Raw genomic sequence first — 23,443 nt, forward strand, 5'->3', positions numbered from 1 at the left:
TGTAGAGAAAAAGGGCTAAAACGATTGCTAAGTCAATCGTTTTAACCCTTTTTATAAACTGACAGTCGGCTCAAGCACAGTTATTGTATTATTTTGTGTATCCAAATTAACCATTGCCCCTATAGGTATTGCTGCTTTATAAGTCCCATGGGCAGATGTAAGATTAGTCATAAGCGGCTTGCCGAGCGGAACAACAAACTCATTTATCAAATCATCGTATGACTTGCCGTAAGAAACCTGACAACCCGTACATTCCCCCATAATAATACCAATACAATCGTCGAACTTCCCGGCCAGCTTAAGATGGTTCAATAACCTGTATACTTTATTAATAGGTTCATGGGTTTCTTCAAAAAATAGTATTTTACCTGTTGTGTCGATCTCAAAGGGTGTTCCTAATGTGTCAACAAATGACGTAAGGTTCCCGCCTACAATCGGTCCAGTGACATTGCCTGGCACTCTGCTCACTAATGGTATTCCCGCCGGATTATGTATGTGCCGGTAGTATATTGTTGAGGTCGCGGCAAAAAACTCGTCATAATTATAAGGAGGCGCATACTCCGTGAAGTCTATAAGCAAAAGGCTTTGAAAGGTAATAAGATTTGTGTATTGATACAATACATTTTGTAATACAGTAATATCACTGTAGCCTGTAACAATTTTAGGATTCGCCTGAATGAGGTTGTAATCCAGGTAAGGGAGAATGCCGGCAACCCCCTCTCCGCCTCTTGACGGCAAAATCATTTTAACCTGCTTATTGGCAAACATGCTCATCAAATCATAAGCACGTTCCTGATCAGTCCCGGCAAGAAAACCATTACGGGAATATACATATTGGCCTAATACCACATTAAACCCTAATTTTTTCAGCGTATCAATTCGCGCATTTATGGTAGCAGCCTCTAATGGACTTCCCAGCGTTACGATGCCTACAGTATCACCTGGCTTTAAAATAGGCGGCGGTGTTGCCATAAGTTGTACCTTCCCTTCCGAAAAAGGTGCAAAGCCAAGCAATCGCTTGAAAGCTTCATTGCTGCTTTGCAACGAGAAGTTGGTGATGCGTCATTAAATAAGACCGGCGCATACGTGCATATGTAAATTCATTTCATCACCTTTTTCCCGGATTATTTAAATATCTCTTATAGAAAATGTATTGTAAAAATGACACTTCTATAACTAAAAAATGATCTTATCTTTTTTCGAAAGAGCAATAATAAATTTTTATAATGCATTATATTTTAAGAAATACAAGCTGCCAGCAGCACCCCAATGGCCAGAGCAAGTATAGACACTAGAAGCAGCCAAGATTTTTTATGCTTTACTTTCATTCCAGTTTTACTTCTTACATATTCAGGAACAATTACAAGAAGTGCCTCAATGATTATGAGAAAAATTAGAATGATTGATTTCAAAACATTGCTCCTTTCACTCTTTCCTATATTTGATAAATTCGGCTTCCTAAACCCTATTGGGTCCGTAACTTTAAATTAAATTAGCGTTAGATAAATTTCAATTTCGTTTCAAAAAGAACAAAATATCCTATATTTCTTCAGAATTTTTGTCTGCAAACTTATGCCCAAATTTACAGCAAACATGCATAGAATTATTCTTATTAGGATAAAATGAATTTTTAGTACTTTTGACATCATCCACAATTAAATCAATTGTTGCTATAATACTATTTATCAGTTAATTTGTAAAAACTTTAAAATAATAATGAAAATGATCATTTAGAAAGATGAAACAACCCGTTCTTTAAAACAGCTTCTATAAATAAAGTAATAAATGAGTCGTCTTTTAGAAAATAAATCCCTCTTATAGTTTTGATTAACTTTACAAAAAATGTATGATAAATGCATACCATTTTCGGGTATAGATAACTAAAAGCAATTTGAAAGGATGACAGTTATGAATGAATTACTGAAAAAAGGCTTTTTTCTCGGATTAGGCGCTGCCGTAGCGAGTAAAGAAAGAGTTGAAAAATACGTCAATGACCTCGTCGAAAAGAAAGAAATTGCGCCTCAGGAAGCAAAGGGAATTCTCAGCGAGCTCCAAGAGAAAGGAAAAGGCAAGCAAAATGAATGGAACGAACAATTCCGCAAAGAAATCACATCTTCATTAAAGCAAATCGGTTTTGTCAGTAGGGAAGATATGAATGAAATGAACGAACGCTTAGAAGCATTGGAAAGGAAATTGGATACAATCATTCAAAATACAAATAAAGAGGACTAAACAGCTGTAGGTGAGAATCATGATCATGAGAAGAATGAGGCACATGAACCGCTACCGGGAAATAACAACGGTTCTCGTAAAAAACGGGTTCGGGTATATTGTTAAGGAAGTCGGCCTATTTCACTTATTGTCCCTCCCGAAAAGAATAGAATCCGATTTAAATAAAGGGAATGCACAGCCGCTCGGGAAACGGTTAAGAATATCAATGGAAGAACTCGGGCCTACCTTTATTAAGTTCGGACAATTATTAAGTATTCGGAGGGACATGATACCCGCCTCGCTGACAAAGGAATTAGAAAAGCTTCAAGACGCGGTAAGACCCATTAATAGTTCCGTCATTAAGCAAATCATCAAGGAAGAACTTGGCGCTCCTTGTGAAGACCTTTTCGAAACCTTTGATGAAGAATGCCTCGCCGCTGCTTCAATAGGACAAGTGCATAAGGCAACGTTAAGATCCGGTGAAAATGTCGTTGTTAAAGTTCGCCGTCCTAATATTGAAGATCAGGTAAACATTGATGTTGAAATTTTAAGAGACTTAGCCCGGCTTGTTGAAAGCCGTTATTCTTGGGCAAAACACTATCAATTAAGAGACATTGTTGACGAACTTGCCTTGGCTATCAGAAATGAAATGGACTATTCCCAAGAAGCGAGAAACACTGAAAAGTTCAGACAGATGTTTGAGAATAATGATAATATCATCATTCCCTCTATCTATTGGGACTACTCGACAAAGAAAGTTTTAACATCCCAATATATCGATGGGAAAAAGTTTATTGAATTAAAGGATTTATCATCTGATCAATTTGATAAAAAGCTTCTTGCCGAACGCCTGGTACACTCTTTTTTAGATCAAGTTTTAATTAAGGGAATCTATCACGGAGATCCGCATCCCGGAAATATGTTTTTCTTACCGGGTAACAAAATTGCTTATATCGACTTTGGCCAGGTTGGCGTTTTAAGCAATGAAATGAAAGAAAACTTTGCATCTCTAATCATTGGTTTAATGAGTAAAGACACTGATACCCTTTTACATACTGTTCAAAGAATGGCCAATATGCCCCATGATATTGACGAAAATAAACTTAAAAATGATATTGATGCATTAAAGGATAAATATTATGATATTCCGATGAGTCAAATTAATATTGGAGATGCCATCGCAGATCTTTTTAATACAACGCAAAGAAACAGAATTACCATCCCGAAAGACTATACAATGCTTGGCAAGGCATTAATGACCATCGAGGGATTCATTACCGATCTCGATTCAGAGCTGAGCCTGATTCATCTGGCCGAACCATATGGAAAAAAGCTGTTATTAGAACGTGTCAATCCAATAAAAAATTTACCTACAAAATGGGTTGAAATCACTGAACTTGCATCAATCATTTTTCAATTGCCGAAACAGCTTAGGCATACATTGACAAAGGTAAACAAAGGACAAACCCATTTTGAAATGAATTTGCCGCAAATTGATAAATTGCTGTTAAGGCTCGACAGGATAGGCAACAGAATATCATTCAGTGTCACTCTGCTCGCTTTCAGCATTGTTATTGTCGGTTTAATTATTGCCTCAACGTTTGGCAATACCTTTTTATCCAATGTCCCGGTGATCGGTATAGCCGTTGTTATTGCTATTCTCATGTTCCTATGGTTAATTTTCTCTATCTTTCGCTCCGGAAGGTTTTGAATCAGTCAAACGGTTCAAACATAAAAGGCGTACTGTGACGAGTTTAACGTTCACAGTACGCCTTTTTTATAATATTTTAAGTATAAATTTGCAGAACAGATGAAAATTCGACGCAGAGGCAAGTTTTCTTTAAAGGACAAGCAAAATCAAGGCATAATTCAATCGTAACAAATTTGTCAACGTTATTTTTTTGAAAGGGTTTACATTGATGGCACAGCTAAGTATAATGAATAACAACAGATTGATATTACTTTATAGATTGCCTAATATAATATAGATTTTTTAGGAGGTGATATAAATGAAACAGTATGTGTTTTTATTCGAAACAGATAATGACCATCCTGTCCGATGGAATGAAGTCATTGAATCTAAGCACATGTTTGAAGCCTTTGATAAAGCGCAACAATTAAGCAAAAAATATGAGAAAGAAAAGTCATCCTTCGTTAATGTAGAATTCAAAGGCGTCAAGTATCCGGATATTGCTTAATTCTGAGAGGATGGTTTTGTGTATAAGAAAGTAAATATCGATCAAAGTTAGTGTGTAGCCTTTTAAGTAAAATCATTTAAGGTTACACACTTTTTATTTTTTGTAGCTAAGTCTAATAGTGAAAGTCTTTGTTTTACCCTTTTAAAGCGGGTAACCCTCTTAAAATGCAAAAAAAGAAAAACTGTTACTAAGCGCAAACGCTTCACAACAGCTTTCCTCCTGAATTCTTCATTTAACCTAAATATTTTCCACCTATGATCTTGGAACGGCGCTTTCTTTTGATTTTAAGTTTGCCGAACCGTTTTTCAAATAGGTTAACGTCGCTTTGCCGAGAACCTTAGCGGCTATCAAAAGTGCCCGTTCATCAATATCAAATTTCGAATGATGATGAGGGAATGTTTCTTCCCATTCCGGATTTTGCGCACCAGTAAAGAAGTAAGTCCCTTTAACATGCTGCAAATAATAAGAATAATCCTCACCGGCCATAATTGGCTCATGTTCTCTTACTACCTTTACGCCCGGTACCGACTTAGCAAGGTCAGCCACAAATTCTGTCTCTTCCGGATGGTTAACAGTTGCCGGATACCCTCGTGTATATTTATAGGTATATGAAGCATCTGCTGCGAGACATGCACCTTTTACAATTTTTTCAATTTCCTTTTCAATAAATGACCTGACACTCTCTTTGAACGTTCTTACAGTACCGGATAATACCGCACTGTCGGCAATGACGTTGTAAGGATTTTTGGCTACAAAATTACAAACAGATACGACAGCTGAATCCAATGGGTCAATTCTCCTGCTGACAATTTGTTGAAGACTGCTAATTAACTGTCCTCCAATAGCAATACTGTCCTTTGTCTCATGAGGGCTAGCGCCATGTCCGCCTTTTCCCTGAATCTTGATATCAAAACAGTCAGGTGCAGCTTGCAGGGCTCCAGAGCGATACCCGATCTCACCAAGAGGGTTTTGAGCCTGCAGGTGTGTCCCAAAAATAACATCGACGCCGTCAAGACAACCGTCTTCAATCATTGCGATAGCGCCTCCCGGCGGAAGCTCCTCAGCATGTTGATGAATAAACACAACAGTGCCTTCAATCTCATCCTTCATACTATTTAATACTTTAGCCAGTCCTAACAATGTTGCCGTATGCCCGTCATGGCCGCATGCATGCATAACTCCGTCCACTTTTGATTTATAAGGCGTATCATTTTCCTCTTGAATAGGCAGAGCATCGAAATCAGCTCTTAATGCAACAGTCGGCCCGCTTTTTTCTCCCCTTAGAGTAGCTACAACACCGTTTCCTCCTACACCGGTCCGAACTTCATGACCTAACTGTTTATGATAATCAGCAATATATTTAGAAGTGTTGACCTCTTCGAAAGACAATTCCGGATTTTGGTGAAGATACCGGCGAATATCTACTATTTCGTTATAAATATTATCTAACTGTTCATATAACCTTTCCACTTTCATCCAGCTCCTTTTTGATGTTATTAATCTTCAGATAATATGTTAATCTACTAGTTTATGACGAGCTTCCACTTACTCGAAGTTCAAAGGAACAACTCTTTTAATAGTTTTAATAACTATAGTTATATTACCACTTATCGGACAATTTTCAACCTTTGTAATGGGGTTTCTATACTGCCAATTTTTGAATAACCAAAAAAGGGACCCCTTTAAATTCCTTGGGTCCTTAATATTTGGCATCTCCCTTAATATTGACTTAATGATGTTTAACAAGTTTTCTGCCCAGTTCACGCAACTTAAATTTTTGAATTTTCCCGGAAGCAGTCATCGGGTATTCTTCACAAAACTCAATAAAGCGCGGAACCTTGTAACTTGCAATTTTCCCAAGGCAATAGTTCCGTATCTCTTCTGCTGTTGCTGTTTGTCCTTTTTTCAGTTTGATCCAGGCCATAACCTGTTCCCCATACTTTTCATCCGGTATACCGATAACTTGTGCATCGAGAATTTTCGGATGCTGATAAAGGAACTCTTCAATTTCCCGCGGATATATATTTTCCCCGCCGCGAATAATCATATCTTTCAATCTGCCAACAATATCACAATATCCATTTTCATCCATAATAGCAAGATCACCCGTATGAAGCCATCCCTCTTCATCAATCGCCTCAGCGGTTGCCTTAGGATTCTTATAATAACCCTTCATCACGTGGTAACCGCGGGTACATAACTCACCCCGCTTACCATGCGAGACTTCTTTTTTCGTTACCGGATCTACTATTTTAACCTCGACATTCGGGAGGGCGCGGCCAACCGTCGATACTCTTATTTCAAGCGGATCATCCGTTCTCGTTTGCGTAATGCCTGGAGAAGATTCAGTCTGGCCATAGACAATGGTGATTTCGCGCGCTCCCATTTTTTCTACTACTGCCTTCATCACTTCAATTGGACAAACAGAACCCGCCATAATACCCGTACGTAAAGAAGACAAATCATACTTATCGAAATCAGGGTCATTTAATTCAGCGATAAACATTGTCGGTACACCGTGCAGCGCTGTGCATTTTTCCTTTTGAACCGCCATTAAAACCTGCTTTGCATCAAACTCCTGAACCGGCACCATTGTTGCCCCTGCAGTCACACATGTGAGCGTTCCAAGCACTGAACCGAAACAATGGAAAAATGGAACTGGGATGCACATCCGGTCTTTTGCAGTGAGTTTCATGCATTCCGCAATATTCGCAGCATTGTTCACCAAATTGATATGGCTCAGCATAACACCCTTCGGAAAACCGGTTGTTCCCGATGTATACTGCATATTGATGACATCGTCCGGGTCAAGCGATGCCATTCTTTTGTCCAGTTCAGCATCGCTGACTTCTTCTTTTAATTTTAAAATATCAGACCACATGAACATGCCAGGATATCTTCTTTCTCCAAGAACGATTACATTTTTTAAATATGGAAACTTTTTGGATTGAAGTTTTCCCGGTTCCGCTTTTTTTAATTCCGGTACGATTTCATATAGCATATCAATATAGGACGTTCCCCGGTATGATTCCATTAAAATCAGTGTTGTCGAATCAGATTGCTTTAATAGGTATTCCAGTTCAGTTACACGGTAACTCGTATTCACTGTTACCAGGACAGCACCCATTTTGCCAGTTGCAAACTGAGTTGTCACCCATTCCGGACAGTTTGTTGCCCAGATAGCAATATGTTCGCCTTTCTTAATGCCAAGTTTCATCAAACCTTTGGCGGTTTCTCTGCATAACTGATTAAAAACATTATAGGAATAACGCAGGCCCCGATCAGGATAAACAACAGCATCATGATCGGGTTGTCTTTCTGCTATTTGCTCAAGCAATTGACCTAACGTCACATCCATTGTATGCGCTATCATAAAACCCTCCTTAAAAACTCTTAAACTGCTTATGCAGCCTTTTGGAACTATATTACGGTATAAGGCACTTTAAGTCAATTATAATTGTGAATTTTCAGTTAACGGCTATAAGCTGGTTTAACGACTCCGCCATGGTGTCTGAAAAGAAGTTTTTCTCTTATAAATGATAATTCCCGCAAGAAACTTTTGCGGGAACGATTATTATTTTCTTAATGTAACGTTTAATGTAATATCTTTGCCAACAGAATCCAATGTTTTTTTATCCATTGCGCCATCGATATAATATCTAAAGTTCTTAATACTATTTAAATCGCTTTTTACTTTAAAAACAATTCTTCCCTTTTTAACGACTTGACCATGATAATCCCCGCCTAATTCGTCTGAATAGAGAATGGCATTATCGACCTGCTCTTTCGTATTTAATGCCATAATCCCCTGATCCGGATACCAGCTGATCGTCTTTTTTGATGTGTTTTCTACCTGAACGTCCATAACAACAGCTCTGATGGCCGATGAATATTTATCATACTTATAGGCTGGATCTAAGGTTACTTTTGATATTTTAATTTTCATCGGCCCCGACTGTCCATTTACTTTTACTGAATAGACTTTTTTTGTTGTTTTCACAGGCGGCTTATAGTCCTTACTCGTTACATTATAGGTTTTATGTTTACTGTCGTAGCTGACTTTGGCACCTAAATCTGAGGCAAATTGTTTTAAAGGAACATAGGCTGTGTTATTGATCATTCTTACCTCAGTTTTTTTCTCCTTTCCATCAACAATTAATTTGTACTTCGTCGCTGCAAATACCCCCGCGGAAAAAGTCAAACACAAAACAACAGATAAAATCAATGAAATCGTTAATTTCTTTTTCATTCTCTTTCCCCTCATATTTATTTTTTAAATATGTATGAATAGTTAATAAAATTATACTTTAGTTTTAGTAAATTTGAAATATGTTTATAAAATAGACTTTCATCCTATTTATTTATAACTATTTTTAAAGATTTATTATATAATTATCCGTTTTTCCAGTTAACATCTTGCTATTAACTAAGGAATGACTAACTGCAAACGCATAACGTTTTTTAATATAGAAAAATAATCAAGAAAAACAATTTAATCAAACGTTTAATAAAGAAAACTTAGCTGGTGCCAAGCCTTAGGGCGCAGGCAACTGCATAGTTCCCCTTATACTAGGAACTTAAAATTGGCTGCTTCGTCGAGCTGACAACATCGCTGCCAATTTATACTTTCCCTACGTATTAAAAAAGGAGTCAGGCCTCTAATTGCAGCCTGACTCCTTCCTATTTACACCAATTAAAAATCAAAGTTATCCGGATCCGGTCCGGTCCGTTCGTCTTTATTTACCGCGTTGATTTGATTCATTTCTTCATTTGTCAGCTCAAAATCAAACACATTGGCATTTTCCTCGATACGGTGAGGGGTGACTGATTTTGGAATCGTAACAATACCGTTCTGTAAATCCCAGCGAATAACCACTTGTGCCGGGCTCTTGCCGTATTTATCGGCAATTTTTGTAATGACCGAATCAGAAAGTACCTTGCCCTGCGCTAATGGGCTCCATGCTTCCACTTGAATATCGTTTTCCTTACAGTAATTCCGCAATGGTTCCTGATTTAAATGCGGATGAAGCTCGATTTGATTAACCATTGGTTTTACTTCCGTGTTTTTCATTAAATCTTGCAAATGATGCTCATGGAAGTTGCTGACACCAATAGCCCGGACTTTCCCTTCATGATACAGCTTCTCCATAGCCTTCCACGTATCTATATATTTTCCTTCGACAGGCCAATGGATTAAGTATAGATCTACATAATCAAGCCCAAGCTTCTCACGGCTTTCCTCGAAGGCCTGAAGTGTTGAATCATAACCTTGAGCACTGTTCCACACTTTCGTCGTAACAAATAATTTATCTCTTTCAATACCAGATTCTCGAATCGCGTTGCCCACGCCTTTTTCATTTCCGTAAACAGCGGCTGTATCAATACTGCGATACCCCGTTTTAAGAGCATGTTTAACTGCGCTTTCAACTGTTTCACCTTCTTCGACTTGGAAGACACCAAATCCTAACCAAGGCATTTTTACACCATTAGATAATGTCGTTACATCTGTTATACTATTTGCCATTTCTATAGCCTCCTTTTTCGATATGGTTTATGTATCTCTCGATAGTTAGAATGGAATATTTAACTTCTTTCTTTAGGCGTTATCATAACATATGACCATAGGAATTCAAGAAAAGTGCTTATGCAGAAAAAATGCCCCGCATTTTGCGGAGCATTTTGATTACATCATATTTGTTTGCGGGCTTTCTTCACTTTCCCGTTCTTTCTCTTCAATTTCCGGTGTCTTCCAGCCGCTCTTAATTCCCCATACATAGAAAATTAATGCTGAAACGGCGATAACCGCATAGTCCCAACCGGCCGGAATAATGCCTAATCCGCCAAATTCCTTACCGCCGATAAAGGAAACAAGCATCATCCATAACAGATATACGATAACCCAAAGTCCTGCTTTAAAGTGCTTAGCAAATCCTTTGAATTTCGCTTTCGCTTGATAGTAAAAATAGATTGGCAAACCTATCAGCATAACGATGATAACCTCGCCAGTCAGCGGCCATCTTGACCAATAAAGCATCATTGAACCGGCAATAAAGGCTATCGGAGCCAAAATGTGTATGCCTTTTAATCTTAGCGGTCTGTCTAAATTAGACCCAACCCGGCGCAACGTAATAACAGAAATCGGACCAATCAAATAAGAAATAACTGTCGCTACCGAAATGATCTCGGAAAGTGAACCCCAACCTCTGAACAAGTATAAGAATATGAACGAAACAACAAGGTTAAACCACATAGCTGGGCGCGGAATACCTAATTTCGGATGAACTCTGCCAAAAACTTTTGGAAAGTATCCATTTTTCTCCATTCCATAAATCATTCGTGCTGTTGTAGCTGTATAAGTCATACCAGTTCCCGATGGAGAAACGAAGGCGTCAGCAAACAGCAACAGTACTAACCAGTTTAATCCCCAGGCCATTGCCAAGTCAGCAAATGGTGAATTTAAATTAATATTTCCCCAGCCGTGAGCAATCATGCTTGGTTTTACAGAACCGATAAAAGTCACTTGTAAAAGGATATAAATAACACCTGCAATCAAGATTGACCCAATAACGGCAATCGGTACTGAACGCTTCGGATTGCGTGCTTCACCTGACATATTAATCGGACTCTGGAATCCATTAAACGCAAATACGATACCCGATGTAGCAACCGCCGTAAAGACGCCGGACCAGCCGAATGGCATAAATCCGCCTGTTTCGTGAGACGTAAAATTGCTGCCGTGAAAAGAGGCAATAAGCAAGCCAATAATTGTTAATCCAGGAATAATAAATTTAAATATAGTAATTGCGGTATTTACCCGTGCAAAAAGTTGAACAGTGAAATAGTTTAACAAAAAGTAAACAACAACTAAAACGGCAGCTATCCAAAGTCCCGGCGCCGTCAATTCTGTGCCGTTATATAACTTGTGAGCCCAATCAAAGTTCCAGGAACTTAAGTATTGGGCTGAGGCTTCCGCTTCAACCGGAATAACAGAAACAATCGCGATCCAGTTGGCCCAGCCGGCAATAAAACCTACGAGCGAGCCGTGTGTATAATGACCGTAACGAACCATGCCGCCTGCTTCTGGAAACATCGAGCCCAGTTCTGAAAATGTCAGACCAATCAGCAAAATAATGATTGTTCCAATAGCCCAAGCAAAAATAGCTGAAGGACCGGCGAGCTTTGCGGCCTTCCATGCTCCGAAGAGCCAGCCTGAACCAATAATTGAACCAATACCGGTCATAGTCAACGCAAAGGTCCCTATGTCCCGTCGCATATTATTTTTCATATACAGGTTCTTCCTTTCTATAACAAATCTAAATAAATGGTGTTATTGTGTGAGTAAGCCATAGGTTAAACAGATAAATGTAAATATTATGATGATATTAATAATTGAAGGACTTAAGAATGGTAAAATATTATCAAGGTAATTAATATTCTGTTATATAAACTACCTTTATGAAATCCCGGCTTTGCAACCTCTCCTTTTAAAATATGTGTCTATTTTCTTACAATACTTTATTACTATTATAACATAATTTTTGAAAACGCTGTCTAATTTTTTTTAATAAAGTCGAAAAATATTTGGAAATTAGCTCGCTTAAATCTTTTTAAATATATGTTGAAAAAGGAGGGAGCCCCCAAATAACAGATTATTTAGGGGCTCTTCTAGTCAATTGATATCCTCTTTTTTCGATAGGTCTTTTTTACGCATCAACCTGTGTTACACGCCCGTCGGTTTTTGGATCGATCATTTTACCTTCAGAGGTTAACTTTTTAATGTAATTAATAAACGCATCAGTATCGTCTATACCAGGTTGATTTACTAACTTTCCTTTTTCAAAAGCGGTAAAGCCATCTCCGCCAGTGGCCAAAAAGTCGTTTAATGCTAGAGTATAAGTCTTATTCATATCCATTTTTGTCCCGTCAGCAAGATACATATCTTTAACACAATATTTTTGCTTGCAGTCCGGGACTTTGCTGCCGTCGACATAAGTATATTTAATTCCTGAAGCTTGCATAAACATCATTTCATCAGGATTTTGCCATTGTTGGTTTAAAGCTTCTTTAATTTGTTCGCCTGTTAAATTATAAACGCCCAATTGATTTCCGAACGGTTGAACGGAGTATGCAGCACCCCATGTCACTTCATACTGACCTTTGTCATTCTTTTTCGGCACTAGTCCAGTCCGGATGCCCCCTGAGTTAGTTAAGGCAATTTGTGCTCCGGTCGCGTCGCGTTGACTGTCGGCAACGAGATCTCCCAAAGGATCCTCACCTTCTCTTGGATTCTTTTTGCCAATTGTCTCACCATCTTTTGTATAACCGATAACGCTTTGTGTTACTCTATCGGTAATGGTTTTTGCCTGATCGACAATCTTTTGAATTTTACGATCTGGTTTGACATCTCTTGTATTTGGAACCACGTTCGCTTTAAGGGATCCTTTTACAAAGTCTTGAGTTTTAGGATTAAGTTTCCCTCTCACATCACCGTAAGCTTCTCCATACTTAAGATCTTCAACAATTAATTTTCCATCTACATAGCCGTTGACATTGGTGTTATTGTGTCCCGCAAAAATAACATCAACATCACTGCTGACCTTCTTGGCTAAATCTGCAGCGTCACCGACAATTTGCCCGTCTTTGTTATCCGCAGGGATGTGACCGTCAACAACAATCGCGTGAACCCCTTTCTTATGTAATACCTTCACATATTTATTTACTGTATCTGCTTCATTAAGGAAATTAAAATCCTTAATATTTTTGTGTAAAGTAGTTTGTAAAGTTTCCAGCGTATCGATACCGATAAATCCAACCTTTACACCGCCGGCCTTTTTAATGGTATAAGGCGGGAAGATTGGTTTTCCTGTCTTTTTATCAACGACATTTGCGCATAACCAATCAAAGTCTTTGTCAATGCCTTTGTAATGATAATTAAAGCCTTTTGTATACTTTCTAACATTAGGATGGACGCTAGTCGCATATAAAAGACGTTTTAACTCTGGTATCCCTTCATCAAATTCGTGGTTTCCGAGAACGCCGACTTTAAATTTCATCGCATTAAAAGCCGCTACTGTCGGCTGATCTTGAAGCAATGCAGAAATCGGCGGACTAGCACCGACAAGGTCTCCTGCATGAAGGCGAATAGTATCAGACTTAAGCCCTTCCTTTTTGGCTTGGCGCTTGTTATCCTTTTCCGCCTGATTTAAGTGTGTTGCCAAATAGGCAGCACCTCCAACTGTATAGGTCTTGCCGTTGACATCAACATCATCAACAGTATCCAAATTACCGTGAAAGTCGTTAACAGCAAGCATTTGGAAATCAACATCTTTTTTGTTGTTCCCTTTCGAATGCTCATGCCCATGTGAATGTGCAGATGCATGTGCTGTAAAATGTGATACAGCAGGTGAAGCCGACAGTGAAAATACAAGTAAAATAGCTAAAAATACTTTTTTCACTCTTCTTTTCCCCCAGTCAATATTTATTTATTTAATAGATACCAATAGCATCTAATAAATACGATAGTATAATAGTTTAATATATTAATTAAATATTTCGCCAATAATAATATTCAAAATATTTATTGCAAGGCTTTCTCAATATATATTTTAAGGAATTCTATTAATTTTAGATTGATAAACTGTGTACATTGGATTAATTTTTCCTATACATAGTATTGCGGATATGATGTTGAAGCGATATATTGCTTTCAAAGTGAATCATACCCGCAATAGCCAAAATAATAGATATACCCTTTATATAACAACGCCTACAATGATTGCTGATAATACACTGACCAATGTTGCGCCGTACAGAAGTTTCAAGCCAAATTGGGCCACTTGATTCCCCTGTTTATCACTGATCCCTTTCGTTGCACCAGCAATGTTCCCAATGGACGAGAAATTTGCAAATGAAACAAGAAATACTGAAATAATGCCAATTGTACGCGCGGACAGATGATGCTGAACTTTTGTTAAATCAATCATAGCAACAAATTCGTTTGTGACAAGCTTGGTAGCCATAATATTGCCTGCCTGTACAGCATCGTGCCAAGGTATCCCCATGACAAATGCCAATGGTGAGAAAATATAACCTAAAATTTGCTGGAACGTGATATGGAAGAAAAACGAAAAAATATTGTTTATCGCGGCCATGAGCGCAACGAAACCAATCAGCATCGCGGCAATGATAACCGCCATTTTAAACCCGAGTAAAATATACTCTGTTAACATTTCAAAGAATGATTCTTTCGCTGCTTCATTAATTTCTAAAATATCATCTTCTTTATCTACTGAATACGGATTAACAATATGAACGATAATAAATCCGCTGAACAAGTTAAGAACAATTGCGGTTACAACATACTTTGGTTCAATCATTTTCATATATGAACCGACAATTGACATTGATACCGTTGACATTGATGAGGCGCAAAGTGTATATAAACGATTTTTCGGCAGCCTGCTTAGTTGATCCTTTACAGTGATAAACACTTCCCCTTGACCGACGATGGCTGCAGCAACAGCGTTGTAAGACTCTAATTTCCCTAATCCATTGACTTTACTTAATAACCAGCCAATGCCCCTGATAATAAGCGGTAAAATTCTAAAGTATTGTAAAATGCCAATGATGATCGCTATGAAAATAATCGGCAGTAATACATTTAAGAAAAAAGGTGCTTGTCCTTTATTGGCCAGCCCGCCAAACACAAAGTTAATCCCCGCTCCGGCAGTTGCTAACAAATTCGCGAAGAAATCAGATAAAGCTTTTGCAATAAATGCACCGAATTTCGTATTTAATAATATAAAACAAAGAACTAATTCAATAACAATCATGACAATAATTGGTCTATATTTTATCTTTTTTCGATCAGTGCTTACAAGAAGCGCAAGCAGGTATACAACAAGTAAACCTACGATAAACATAACGTATTTCATAAAGATCCCCCTGATAAAATAAAGTTCTCAAAGACTTATTTATCTCATTTAGAAAGGCATGAAAAACTCGGATTCTATTATTTTTTATCCCGTATTGTCAGTTGTCTATATCAATTCTTAATCAAACTTAGACAAACCCAATCCAGAAAGTGCTCTACGAACCTGTCAACATCAACTTCAAGACACACTTTAATGTTCCCTTCCGGATTTTCAATGCCGACTGTTTGCCCTTTTTCTGCACCTTCTGTTTTAACATTGACGGACATTGTTTTAGTTTTCACAAACGAAGGGTCTATAGCAATACCGACTGTTAATGGATCATGCAGTGCGCACCCGTTTAATTCAGGATTGTTTCTAGCATAAGCGTCCATATAGAAATCGCACATATCTGCTAAAGAACGGGAAAGAAGCGTGTCTTTTTCTCGCCATTCGTCCAATACAGTCCGTTTAAGCAATGTTTTCATTGTGACATCTAAGCCAACAAATGTCATTGGAATGCCGGATTGGAAAGTAAATTGCGCCGCTTCAGGATCATGGTAAATGTTTGCCTCGGCGTAAGGGGTAATATTGCCTGGAACTGTCACAGCGCCGCCCATTAAGATAACATCTTTTACTAAATGAACAATTTGAGGATCTTTTTGAATCGCCCTTGCCAAGTTCCCTTGAGTCCCGGTTGTAATTATTGTGATATCATTGGGATATTTATGAACAGAAGAAATAATAAAATCATGGGCAATCATGTCTTCTGCCTTTTTATCCGCGGCAGGTAACTGAGCATCGCCGATCCCGTTTTCCCCATGAATCGAGGTTGCTTTATCAGCAGGTTCATGCCCTGCAAAAGTTTGATTGACACCCTGGTAAACGGGAATATCTTCAGCACCAAGCACCTTTAATAGCTGTAAAGTATTTCTTGTTGCCTCCGAAGCAGATATATTCCCAAAAGTAGTCGTGACACCTAAAATATTTAACTCTGGAGAATGAACAGCATATGAGAGAGCTAGTGCATCATCAATCCCAGTATCCACATCTAAAATAACATTCTTCATTATTTTCATTTCCTTTCCAGCTTATGGTTTGAAATATTGTAATTGATCTTTGCGTAATTCTATCTTTTGTTTTACACTCTTGTTTTTATAACCGTACAACGCATCCTCCCACTTACCGTACATCGGGTTCGGGAAGATAATAAATTTATTACCAAATTTATTTCCATCTTCATTTACAGCAACATTTCTATCTTTAAGAGATTTTCCATCAAAACCCGGGAAGTCAGTTAACTGATCGCCAAAGTACAATAGAATATCGTGATCCTTGGCAACACGAGCGCGTCGGGACTGTTTCCCATGCTCATTAGGTTTTTGTAAAAATACATGGTCTTTATTTGCCTGCGGAATGCCAAGTTTTTGTAGGTTCTTGATGGTTGGCTCCAAATATTTTTCAGCACGGTTAGTAATATAGTAAATGTCAACACCCTTTTTATCAGCGTGCTTAAGAAAATCGACCGCTCCAGGAAGGGCCGTTGAATCTGCTGATTTCATAAATTTATCCCATTCGTATGGATACCCCTTTCCTGTTTTGACTAACAGTGCCTCCCATTGGCTGTTGTTTAAAACTGTTTCATCCAAGTCGAGGACAATAGCGGGCTTTTTCTTTGTACCCTTTTTTAAAGCCGCATCCAGTCTCATCTTGCCAATATTATACCCTTGGTAGTACAGCGCTTCCGCTTCTCCTGATGTTTGAAACCAAGCATCGGCCATTACAGGCTCTTCGGCAAATGTTTTAGTAGCCTGTTCTTTAGAGTTTGAAGAATACTCTTGTGCATGAGCTTGCGTGCTAACTGCTGCCATTAGAGAAAAAGACATTACTGCAACTGTACTCATACTTAAAAACTTTTTCCTGATTTTCATCACTTCGCCTCCTTATTCCTTTATTAAATCAATTTTCCTACTCTTTAAGTTAGACAGCAGGAAACCGGTTACACATTATTCATTTTTATGGCTGAAAATAGTTAAGTTGATCTTTACGTTCTTTTATTTTTTCTGAATTGCTTGGATCTTTAGAACTGTACAGTGCGCTCTCCCAATCCCCATACATTGGATTTGGCAGAATGACATATTTGTCACCGAATTTACTTTCCTGATCCTCTACAGTCTGATTTCTGTCTTTTAGCGATTTCCCTTTAAAGTTAGGGAAGTCTGATAAGTTATCGCCAAAGAACAAGACAATATCATGGTTCTTGGCTACTTGATCATCACGGCTGTATTTACTTGTATCATTTTTGCTTTTTAGCATGATGTGATCCTTATTTGCCTGTGGAATATTATCACGTTTTAAGTTTTTAATAGTCGCAGTTAATTGATCTGTTGAACGGTCAGAAACGTAATAGATATCGACACCTTTTTTATTAGCATAGTTTAGGAAGTCCACCGCACCTGGAACTGCTTTTGCTTTTGCAGCATTTACCCAATCATTCCACTTGTATGGGAAATCTTTTCCGGTTTTGATTTTCAATGCATCCCAAGGACTGTTATCCAATACTGTTTCATCCAAGTCAAGCACGATAGCAGGCTTTTTCTTTGTACCCTTTTTTAAAGCTTCATCTAATTTCATTTTTCCAATGTTATATCCTTGATGGTATAGCGCCTTAGCTTCACCTGACGTTTGATACCAGTCAATAGACATCACATCTTCTTCAGCAATTTTTTGAGCAGTTGATAATTTTGTCGGCTGCTTAGCTTGGGCACTTGTTTGAGATTGGGTACTGCATCCAGTTAAAGAAAAGCTTAAAATTAAGGCTGCACCTAACACAGCAATTTTTTTCATTGTTTATTTTCTCCTCCTCATTTGCGTTCTCAAAAGCGGCATCGCTTTCACTAAACTTTAGTACAGTTAAAACCACTTATAATTCTTAGTAGTTTTAGATTCATAGAACGAAATTTGAAATTAAAACCGTTTAAAATACAAATAAAGGCTGTCGATAAAATTAAAGGTGTAAAAAAAGTAACCGGTTACATATTTTCCGAAAATCACCTCCAATTAATAAGAGCACTATTAATAATAGCTAATTTATTTTTAATTTAGTTACCACTAAACAAGTAACTTTTTTATAGATTACCTCTAATCCTTAATCCTTGTCAATAAAAAATCGAAATTTTTCGATGAGTTTTTAGGCTTTGTTTCTGATTGTAAAGAATATGAACCTTAGAGTTTTATTTAAATTGGAATTGGTTTTAATTTTGATTTATTATATTTGATAGACGACTCTAATCGTATGATGACGGATAGGAGAAAATATGTTACAAAAATTCGGTTTTTCACAGTATGAAAGCAAAGTTTATGAAGTTCTCGTGTCTAGTGAGGAACCATTAGACGCCACTAAAATTGTTAAATATTCCGGTGTTGCTAAAGCAAAAATATACGAAGTTCTGTCCCGTATGATCGAAAAAGGGATGGTATTAGACTCTGTGTCGGAAAAGAAAAAGCTCTATACTGCATTACCCTTACCCCTTGCCATCGAAAAGTTAACCGCAGAATTTCAGGACAATATTAATCATTTAAAGCGAAATACATCTAAGAAATTATATACAGATGACCGCGTCTGGAGTTTAAAGGTTGATGCCTCGATTCAGGCGCAAAGCAAACAACTCATTAAGGATGCCCAAAAGTCTATTCGTATCTCAGCCTGGAAGGACGATTTTATAGAATACTTGCCTATTTTAGAGGAAAAAGAAAAAAACGGTGTAGATATTGAAGGCCTTGTAGTCGGTGATTTAAAAACAAAATTATCGAACATCCATGTTCTGATACCAACTGAAGTAAATGAAATATTAGAACGGTTCCGATTAATCATCACCGATGATAGAGATGTCATTTTCGCAGGTGTTGAGGGCGAATCCTGGCAAGCCATAAAGACAATGTCCACGCCGTTCGTCAAGATATTTACTGAATTCTTTTATCATGATGTCGCCCTCGCTCATATTACTGAAAAGCACTTCGACTTGTTAATAAAGGATAAAGAAATTAGAAATATTATTAAGAGGTTAAGGTTTTAAAAAAGGAATCTGCATCATGTCATGCAGATTCCTTTTGTTGCGGGGAGGCTGCTAAAGAACCAGAAGCTCTTGTAATAGAAAAAACAGCGCAGATAAAAGCGATAAGGACAAAACAGCCGCCTGTCCAAGCATTATATAAAACAGAATGATTTTCTATAACAAAGCCGCCGATTGCCGAACCTAGCGCAATTCCTATGTGTAATGCAGATGTATTTAAACTTTGTTGAATCTCATAAGATTCAGGTGCGGTTTTGATAAGATAGCTTTGCTGAGCCGGTGTAAGCGCCCAACTTAACATGCTCCAAATCACCATAACGACTAAAAACAGATAAAGCGAAACTGTCGATGATGGAATAATGAACATAATCAAAGCAAACGTCGGAATAATAGCTGAAATACTTTTTACAACACCCCACTTATCAGAAACCCATCCTCCAATGCCTCCGCCCATTACTGCCGATATGCCAAAAATCAAATAAACAATGCTCACCCAATTGGCGCTTAAATGTAACACCGTTTTTAAAAAAGGCGTAAAGTAAGCATACAGGGTTAAATGTCCCGTTAGCATAAAGACTGTTGTTAATTGGGCACTGATTATTTTCGGCTGCTTCAGCGTAATTAATTGTTGCCGCAACGGTATTGTTGGTTTTGCCGGTGTCTTAGGCAGAAAAGCCAAAACACCAATCATTGAAATTAATGTCAAAATAGAAATTAAAATAAATGGCGCACGCCATCCATACGCATTGCCGATCACTAATCCAAGGGGAACGCCTAATACAAGTGATCCGCTGACCCCCATAAAAATTGTTCCGATTGCCCTCGCCCTATATTCTTCTTTAACAACGGCGGAAGCCATTGTGATAGATAAAACAACGATAAGAGACCCGCTCGATGCAGATATAATTCTTCCCAGCACCAATACTGAGTAATTAGGACTAAATGATGAAATAACGTTGCCGATGAAAAAGATAAATAATGACCAAACATATAACTTCTTTCTTTCTATTTTTGAAGTTATCGCTAACAGAGTTGGTGCAGAAATTGCAAATACGATTGAAAATAATGTAATAAGCCCGCCTGCCGTACTTATAGAAACTTGCAAGTCCTTAGCTAATAAATCTAATATTCCTCCAATAATCAATTCGACTGTCCCAACAACAAATGAAGCTATAGCTAGAATGTAGACTTTAAAATTCACTGTATACCCCCTCTATTTTATTACCACTATAATAGTAACCTTTTGAACATAATATCACAAGATCAAATATTTATTTAGAGGATAAAATTGGAGGCAATATTTTACCTAAATCAAAAAAGATGCTTACCGACTAGTAAACATCTTTTTGATTAAAAATATAGTTATTCAGTTAAAGGCTTTTTAAATTCACTTCATACAAATAAAAGATATAATCGGTTGGGACTCCTGAATAGCCGAATTGCCGCAGCATCGCAGTGATGTTCCCCCGATGATATGTACCATGATTAACAACATGCTGGACCAATTCAGACAAACGGGTTTCCAGCCGTCCAAATTGAGGATGCTCACAAGTTATTTCTTTGTCCAAATCCTTTTGACCGTCAAAGAACGCTTTGTACTGTTTGGATATGCCTGAAAACATTGTCTCCATTTCTTCGATAGTCTTACCTTTGGTTTCCCCTTGGAGACGTTCTACCAATGCTTTAATTTGATCAAAGCTTTCGCCGGACATCACGCTTAACCACAAAGTATCGACGGTATAAATATGAACCAGCACCTCTGAAATGGAAGGAAACACACTTTGAATTTCCTTATGGTAAATGTCACTTGGCAATTCCTTGATATGCTCAAAAACCCTTTTATTTGCCCATAAATGATAATCATACTGTTGTAATGCCTGATGTTTCATTTGAAATTCCCTCCTTGGATTAACAATTTATATATTCGGAAAATTGTATAGTTATAAAAAAATCTGTTATTATGATTATCTCATAATAACAGATTAAGTGAAGGGGTATTTTTACAATCGGCGGAAATTTATCAATGATTAGCAATCTTGCATAAAACGTTTGTTGTTTATATCGAAAACTTATAAGCATTACTTTCTATTGGTTGTTTTCCCTGCTCCTCATAAAAACGATTGACCGCAGCAAGATAAGCTTTCGCACTCGCTTTTATAATATCTGTATCAAAGCCCCTTCCTCTATACTTTTTCCCATCATTATCTAAAATGACATGGACTTCTCCAATGGCATCTTTTCCCGCGCTATTTGATTGGATCTTATAATCTTCAAGGATAAATTCAGTATTGATAGATTGATCAATAGCCTGAAACAGGGCGTCAATTGCACCATTTCCCCTTGTTGTCGTTTGGACTGTCTGTTGATGCCTGTCTGTTAAAGCAACCGTAATTTCAGATTCGTTGCCTGGATATGCGATAGAAAGATCAGATAAAGTAAACATGCTTTCTTCATTCACATATTGCTCATCAATCAACAAACGAATATCTTCATCCAATACATATCTCTTTTTGTCAATTAACGCTTTGAATTTCTGGAAAAGCTCATTTAGTTCTTGTTGGGATAGGTTATATCCTAAATGGCGGACTTTTGCTTTCAAGGCATGCCGACCTGAATGCTTTCCTAATACAAGTGTACTTGATGAAACGCCAACCATTTCGGGGCGGATAATTTCGTAAGTCGTTGGCTCTTTGAGCATACCATCTTGATGGATACCGGATTCATGTGAAAAGGCATGGTCGCCGACAATGGCTTTATTACGCTGTACCATCATGCCAGTCAATTTACTGACCATTCGGCTTGTTGGATAGATTTCGTTCAACACGATATCTGTTTTCGCTTGATAAATATCGCTTCGCATTTCGAGGGCGAGCGCCACTTCCTCAATGGCTGTATTTCCCGCTCTTTCGCCAATGCCATTAATAGTTCCTTCGATTTGATCTACGCCATTATAAATTGCAGCTAATGTATTAGCCGTTGCCATTCCCAAATCATTATGACAATGAGTACTTAATAGAATATTTTCAACGCCGGGGACATTTTCCTTAATTTTCTTAAACATTGTCCCGAAGGTTTCTGGAGATGCATAACCGACTGTGTCAGGCAAATTGACGACCGTTGCACCGGATTTAATCGCCATATGAACGACCTCGTAAATAAAATCGATCTCTGTCCGGCTTGCATCCTCAAGTGAAAACTCCAAGTTATCAAAGTATTTCTTTCCGTAACGAATGGCTGATTCTGCTGTTTCCAGCACTTGCTCTTTAGTCATGTTTAGTTTATATTTACGGTGTATGGGTGAAGTTGCAAGAACAATGTGTAAGCAAGGTGTTGCCGCACCTTTTATCGCTTCTCTTGCAGCTTCAATGTCTTTTTTATTTGCCCTTGATAGAGCAGCGATACTTGCATTTTTTACTTGTCTTGATATTTCCTTAACGCTTATTATTTCTCCAGGTGATGAAGCCGGGAATCCTGCTTCGATCCGATCCACACCGAGTTTCTCAAGCTGAAGGGCAATTTTCACCTTTTCATCTGTCGTAAGATTAACGCCAGGGGATTGCTCACCATCTCTAAGTGTTGTGTCAAATACATGAATCTTCTTCATATCGTTTCCTCCTCTTATGAAAATAAAAAACCCCCGCCATCTCCTTATGCAATTGCATAAGGGACGACAGGAGTTCTAATTCCTAACGCGGTACCACCCTTTTTCACTCTATACCTCACAGTATACAGTCTCATTGAGTATCCGAAACTCAAACACAATAACGGGTGTTAGACGGTTATCTCTTACTGCTCATTTCAGAGATTCAGCTCCAAGGCGAGTGATAAAGGATTATTACGATACTCTCAGCAAACGTATCGATCTCTGGATAATAAGGGCCTTTATATTACTCCTCTTCATTGCTATTAGCCATTGTTCTTATTTTCTAACAAGTTTATAAGTCTTTCTTTCTTTTGTCAATAATAAAGAAATCATTTTCTTATCATTTTTTCAAATGAACGGTTGACTCCAACCTTAGGTCACCCTTTAAAGTCATAAGTGAGGTGAATG

At 37.9% G+C, this 23,443-nt stretch carries 19 protein-coding genes and 1 other annotated feature; of the genes, 4 read left to right on the forward strand and 15 right to left on the reverse strand.

The genetic code is table 11. The features are described 5' to 3' along the window. Positions 1-51: 51 nt before the first annotated feature. Positions 52-972, reverse strand: coding sequence for a S66 peptidase family protein (locus ACFQRG_RS12445; protein ID WP_380966411.1), 921 nt, complete (start codon positions 970-972; stop codon positions 52-54). Positions 973-1,238: 266 nt separating this feature from the next. After that, positions 1,239-1,412, reverse strand: a complete 174-nt coding sequence (locus ACFQRG_RS12450) for a hypothetical protein (RefSeq protein WP_380966413.1) — start codon at positions 1,410-1,412, stop codon at positions 1,239-1,241. Positions 1,413-1,908: 496 nt separating this feature from the next. Here ACFQRG_RS12450 and ACFQRG_RS12455 point away from each other — a divergent pair, with 496 nt between their 5' ends. From ACFQRG_RS12455 to ACFQRG_RS12465, 3 genes are all read left to right on the forward strand, one after another. Continuing rightward, positions 1,909-2,232, forward strand: coding sequence for a phasin family protein (locus tag ACFQRG_RS12455; RefSeq protein WP_380966415.1), 324 nt, complete (start codon positions 1,909-1,911; stop codon positions 2,230-2,232). Between the two features lie 19 nt (positions 2,233-2,251). After that, a complete protein-coding gene (locus tag ACFQRG_RS12460) occupies positions 2,252-3,922 on the forward strand; it encodes an ABC1 kinase family protein (RefSeq protein WP_380966417.1) in 1,671 nt (556 codons plus the stop codon). Between the two features lie 298 nt (positions 3,923-4,220). Next, positions 4,221-4,409, forward strand: a complete 189-nt coding sequence (locus ACFQRG_RS12465) for a hypothetical protein (RefSeq protein ID WP_380966420.1) — start codon at positions 4,221-4,223, stop codon at positions 4,407-4,409. Between the two features lie 252 nt (positions 4,410-4,661). Here the strand turns inward: ACFQRG_RS12465 and ACFQRG_RS12470 are convergent, their stop codons facing one another. The 10 genes from ACFQRG_RS12470 to ACFQRG_RS12515 form a co-directional block, all read right to left on the reverse strand. After that, a complete protein-coding gene (locus tag ACFQRG_RS12470) occupies positions 4,662-5,879 on the reverse strand; it encodes a M20 family metallopeptidase (protein ID WP_380966422.1) in 1,218 nt (405 codons plus the stop codon). A gap of 259 nt (positions 5,880-6,138) precedes the next feature. Next, positions 6,139-7,782 carry an AMP-binding protein gene (locus ACFQRG_RS12475; RefSeq protein ID WP_380966424.1) on the reverse strand — a complete coding sequence of 548 codons (1,644 nt, stop codon included), beginning with the start codon at positions 7,780-7,782 and terminating at the stop codon, positions 6,139-6,141. Between the two features lie 201 nt (positions 7,783-7,983). Continuing rightward, positions 7,984-8,658 carry a stalk domain-containing protein gene (locus ACFQRG_RS12480; protein ID WP_380966427.1) on the reverse strand — a complete coding sequence of 225 codons (675 nt, stop codon included), beginning with the start codon at positions 8,656-8,658 and terminating at the stop codon, positions 7,984-7,986. 444 nt (positions 8,659-9,102) lie between these two features. After that, positions 9,103-9,933 carry an aldo/keto reductase gene (locus tag ACFQRG_RS12485; RefSeq protein WP_380966429.1) on the reverse strand — a complete coding sequence of 277 codons (831 nt, stop codon included), beginning with the start codon at positions 9,931-9,933 and terminating at the stop codon, positions 9,103-9,105. A gap of 159 nt (positions 9,934-10,092) precedes the next feature. Then, entirely contained in the window at positions 10,093-11,694 is a 1,602-nt protein-coding gene (locus tag ACFQRG_RS12490; RefSeq protein ID WP_380966431.1) for an APC family permease, read from the reverse strand. A gap of 418 nt (positions 11,695-12,112) precedes the next feature. Continuing rightward, positions 12,113-13,864, reverse strand: a complete 1,752-nt coding sequence (locus ACFQRG_RS12495; RefSeq protein ID WP_380966434.1) for a bifunctional metallophosphatase/5'-nucleotidase — start codon at positions 13,862-13,864, stop codon at positions 12,113-12,115. Between the two features lie 297 nt (positions 13,865-14,161). After that, the gene (locus tag ACFQRG_RS12500) at positions 14,162-15,343 is read right to left on the reverse strand and encodes a NupC/NupG family nucleoside CNT transporter (RefSeq protein WP_380966436.1); all 1,182 of its coding nucleotides are present in this window, start codon (positions 15,341-15,343) and stop codon (positions 14,162-14,164) included. Between the two features lie 110 nt (positions 15,344-15,453). Continuing rightward, positions 15,454-16,389 carry a nucleoside hydrolase gene (locus ACFQRG_RS12505; protein WP_380966438.1) on the reverse strand — a complete coding sequence of 312 codons (936 nt, stop codon included), beginning with the start codon at positions 16,387-16,389 and terminating at the stop codon, positions 15,454-15,456. 21 nt (positions 16,390-16,410) lie between these two features. Then, positions 16,411-17,250: a 5'-nucleotidase, lipoprotein e(P4) family gene (locus tag ACFQRG_RS12510; protein WP_380966440.1), complete on the reverse strand. Its 840-nt coding sequence runs from the start codon at positions 17,248-17,250 to the stop codon at positions 16,411-16,413. 85 nt (positions 17,251-17,335) lie between these two features. Beyond that, the gene (locus ACFQRG_RS12515) at positions 17,336-18,166 is read right to left on the reverse strand and encodes a 5'-nucleotidase, lipoprotein e(P4) family (RefSeq protein WP_380966442.1); all 831 of its coding nucleotides are present in this window, start codon (positions 18,164-18,166) and stop codon (positions 17,336-17,338) included. Between the two features lie 470 nt (positions 18,167-18,636). Here ACFQRG_RS12515 and ACFQRG_RS12520 point away from each other — a divergent pair, with 470 nt between their 5' ends. Continuing rightward, positions 18,637-19,395, forward strand: coding sequence for a TrmB family transcriptional regulator (locus ACFQRG_RS12520; RefSeq protein ID WP_380966445.1), 759 nt, complete (start codon positions 18,637-18,639; stop codon positions 19,393-19,395). 19 nt (positions 19,396-19,414) lie between these two features. Here ACFQRG_RS12520 and ACFQRG_RS12525 read toward each other — a convergent pair whose 3' ends face one another. From ACFQRG_RS12525 to ACFQRG_RS12535, 3 genes are all read right to left on the reverse strand, one after another. Next, on the reverse strand, positions 19,415-20,593 hold the full coding sequence (locus ACFQRG_RS12525) for an MFS transporter (RefSeq protein WP_380966447.1): 1,179 nt from the start codon (positions 20,591-20,593) through the stop codon (positions 19,415-19,417). Between the two features lie 169 nt (positions 20,594-20,762). Continuing rightward, entirely contained in the window at positions 20,763-21,281 is a 519-nt protein-coding gene (locus ACFQRG_RS12530) for a DinB family protein (RefSeq protein ID WP_380966449.1), read from the reverse strand. A 167-nt stretch (positions 21,282-21,448) separates the two neighbouring features. After that, positions 21,449-22,996 (reverse strand): 2-isopropylmalate synthase, encoded by a 1,548-nt coding sequence (locus ACFQRG_RS12535; RefSeq protein WP_380966451.1) that lies wholly within the window; start codon positions 22,994-22,996, stop codon positions 21,449-21,451. Between the two features lie 56 nt (positions 22,997-23,052). Next, positions 23,053-23,302 (reverse strand) — a binding site (T-box leader). Positions 23,303-23,443: the final 141 nt, after the last annotated feature.

This window comes from Scopulibacillus cellulosilyticus, from assembly GCF_042665295.1.
Lineage (GTDB): Bacteria > Bacillota > Bacilli > Bacillales > Sporolactobacillaceae > Scopulibacillus_A > Scopulibacillus_A cellulosilyticus.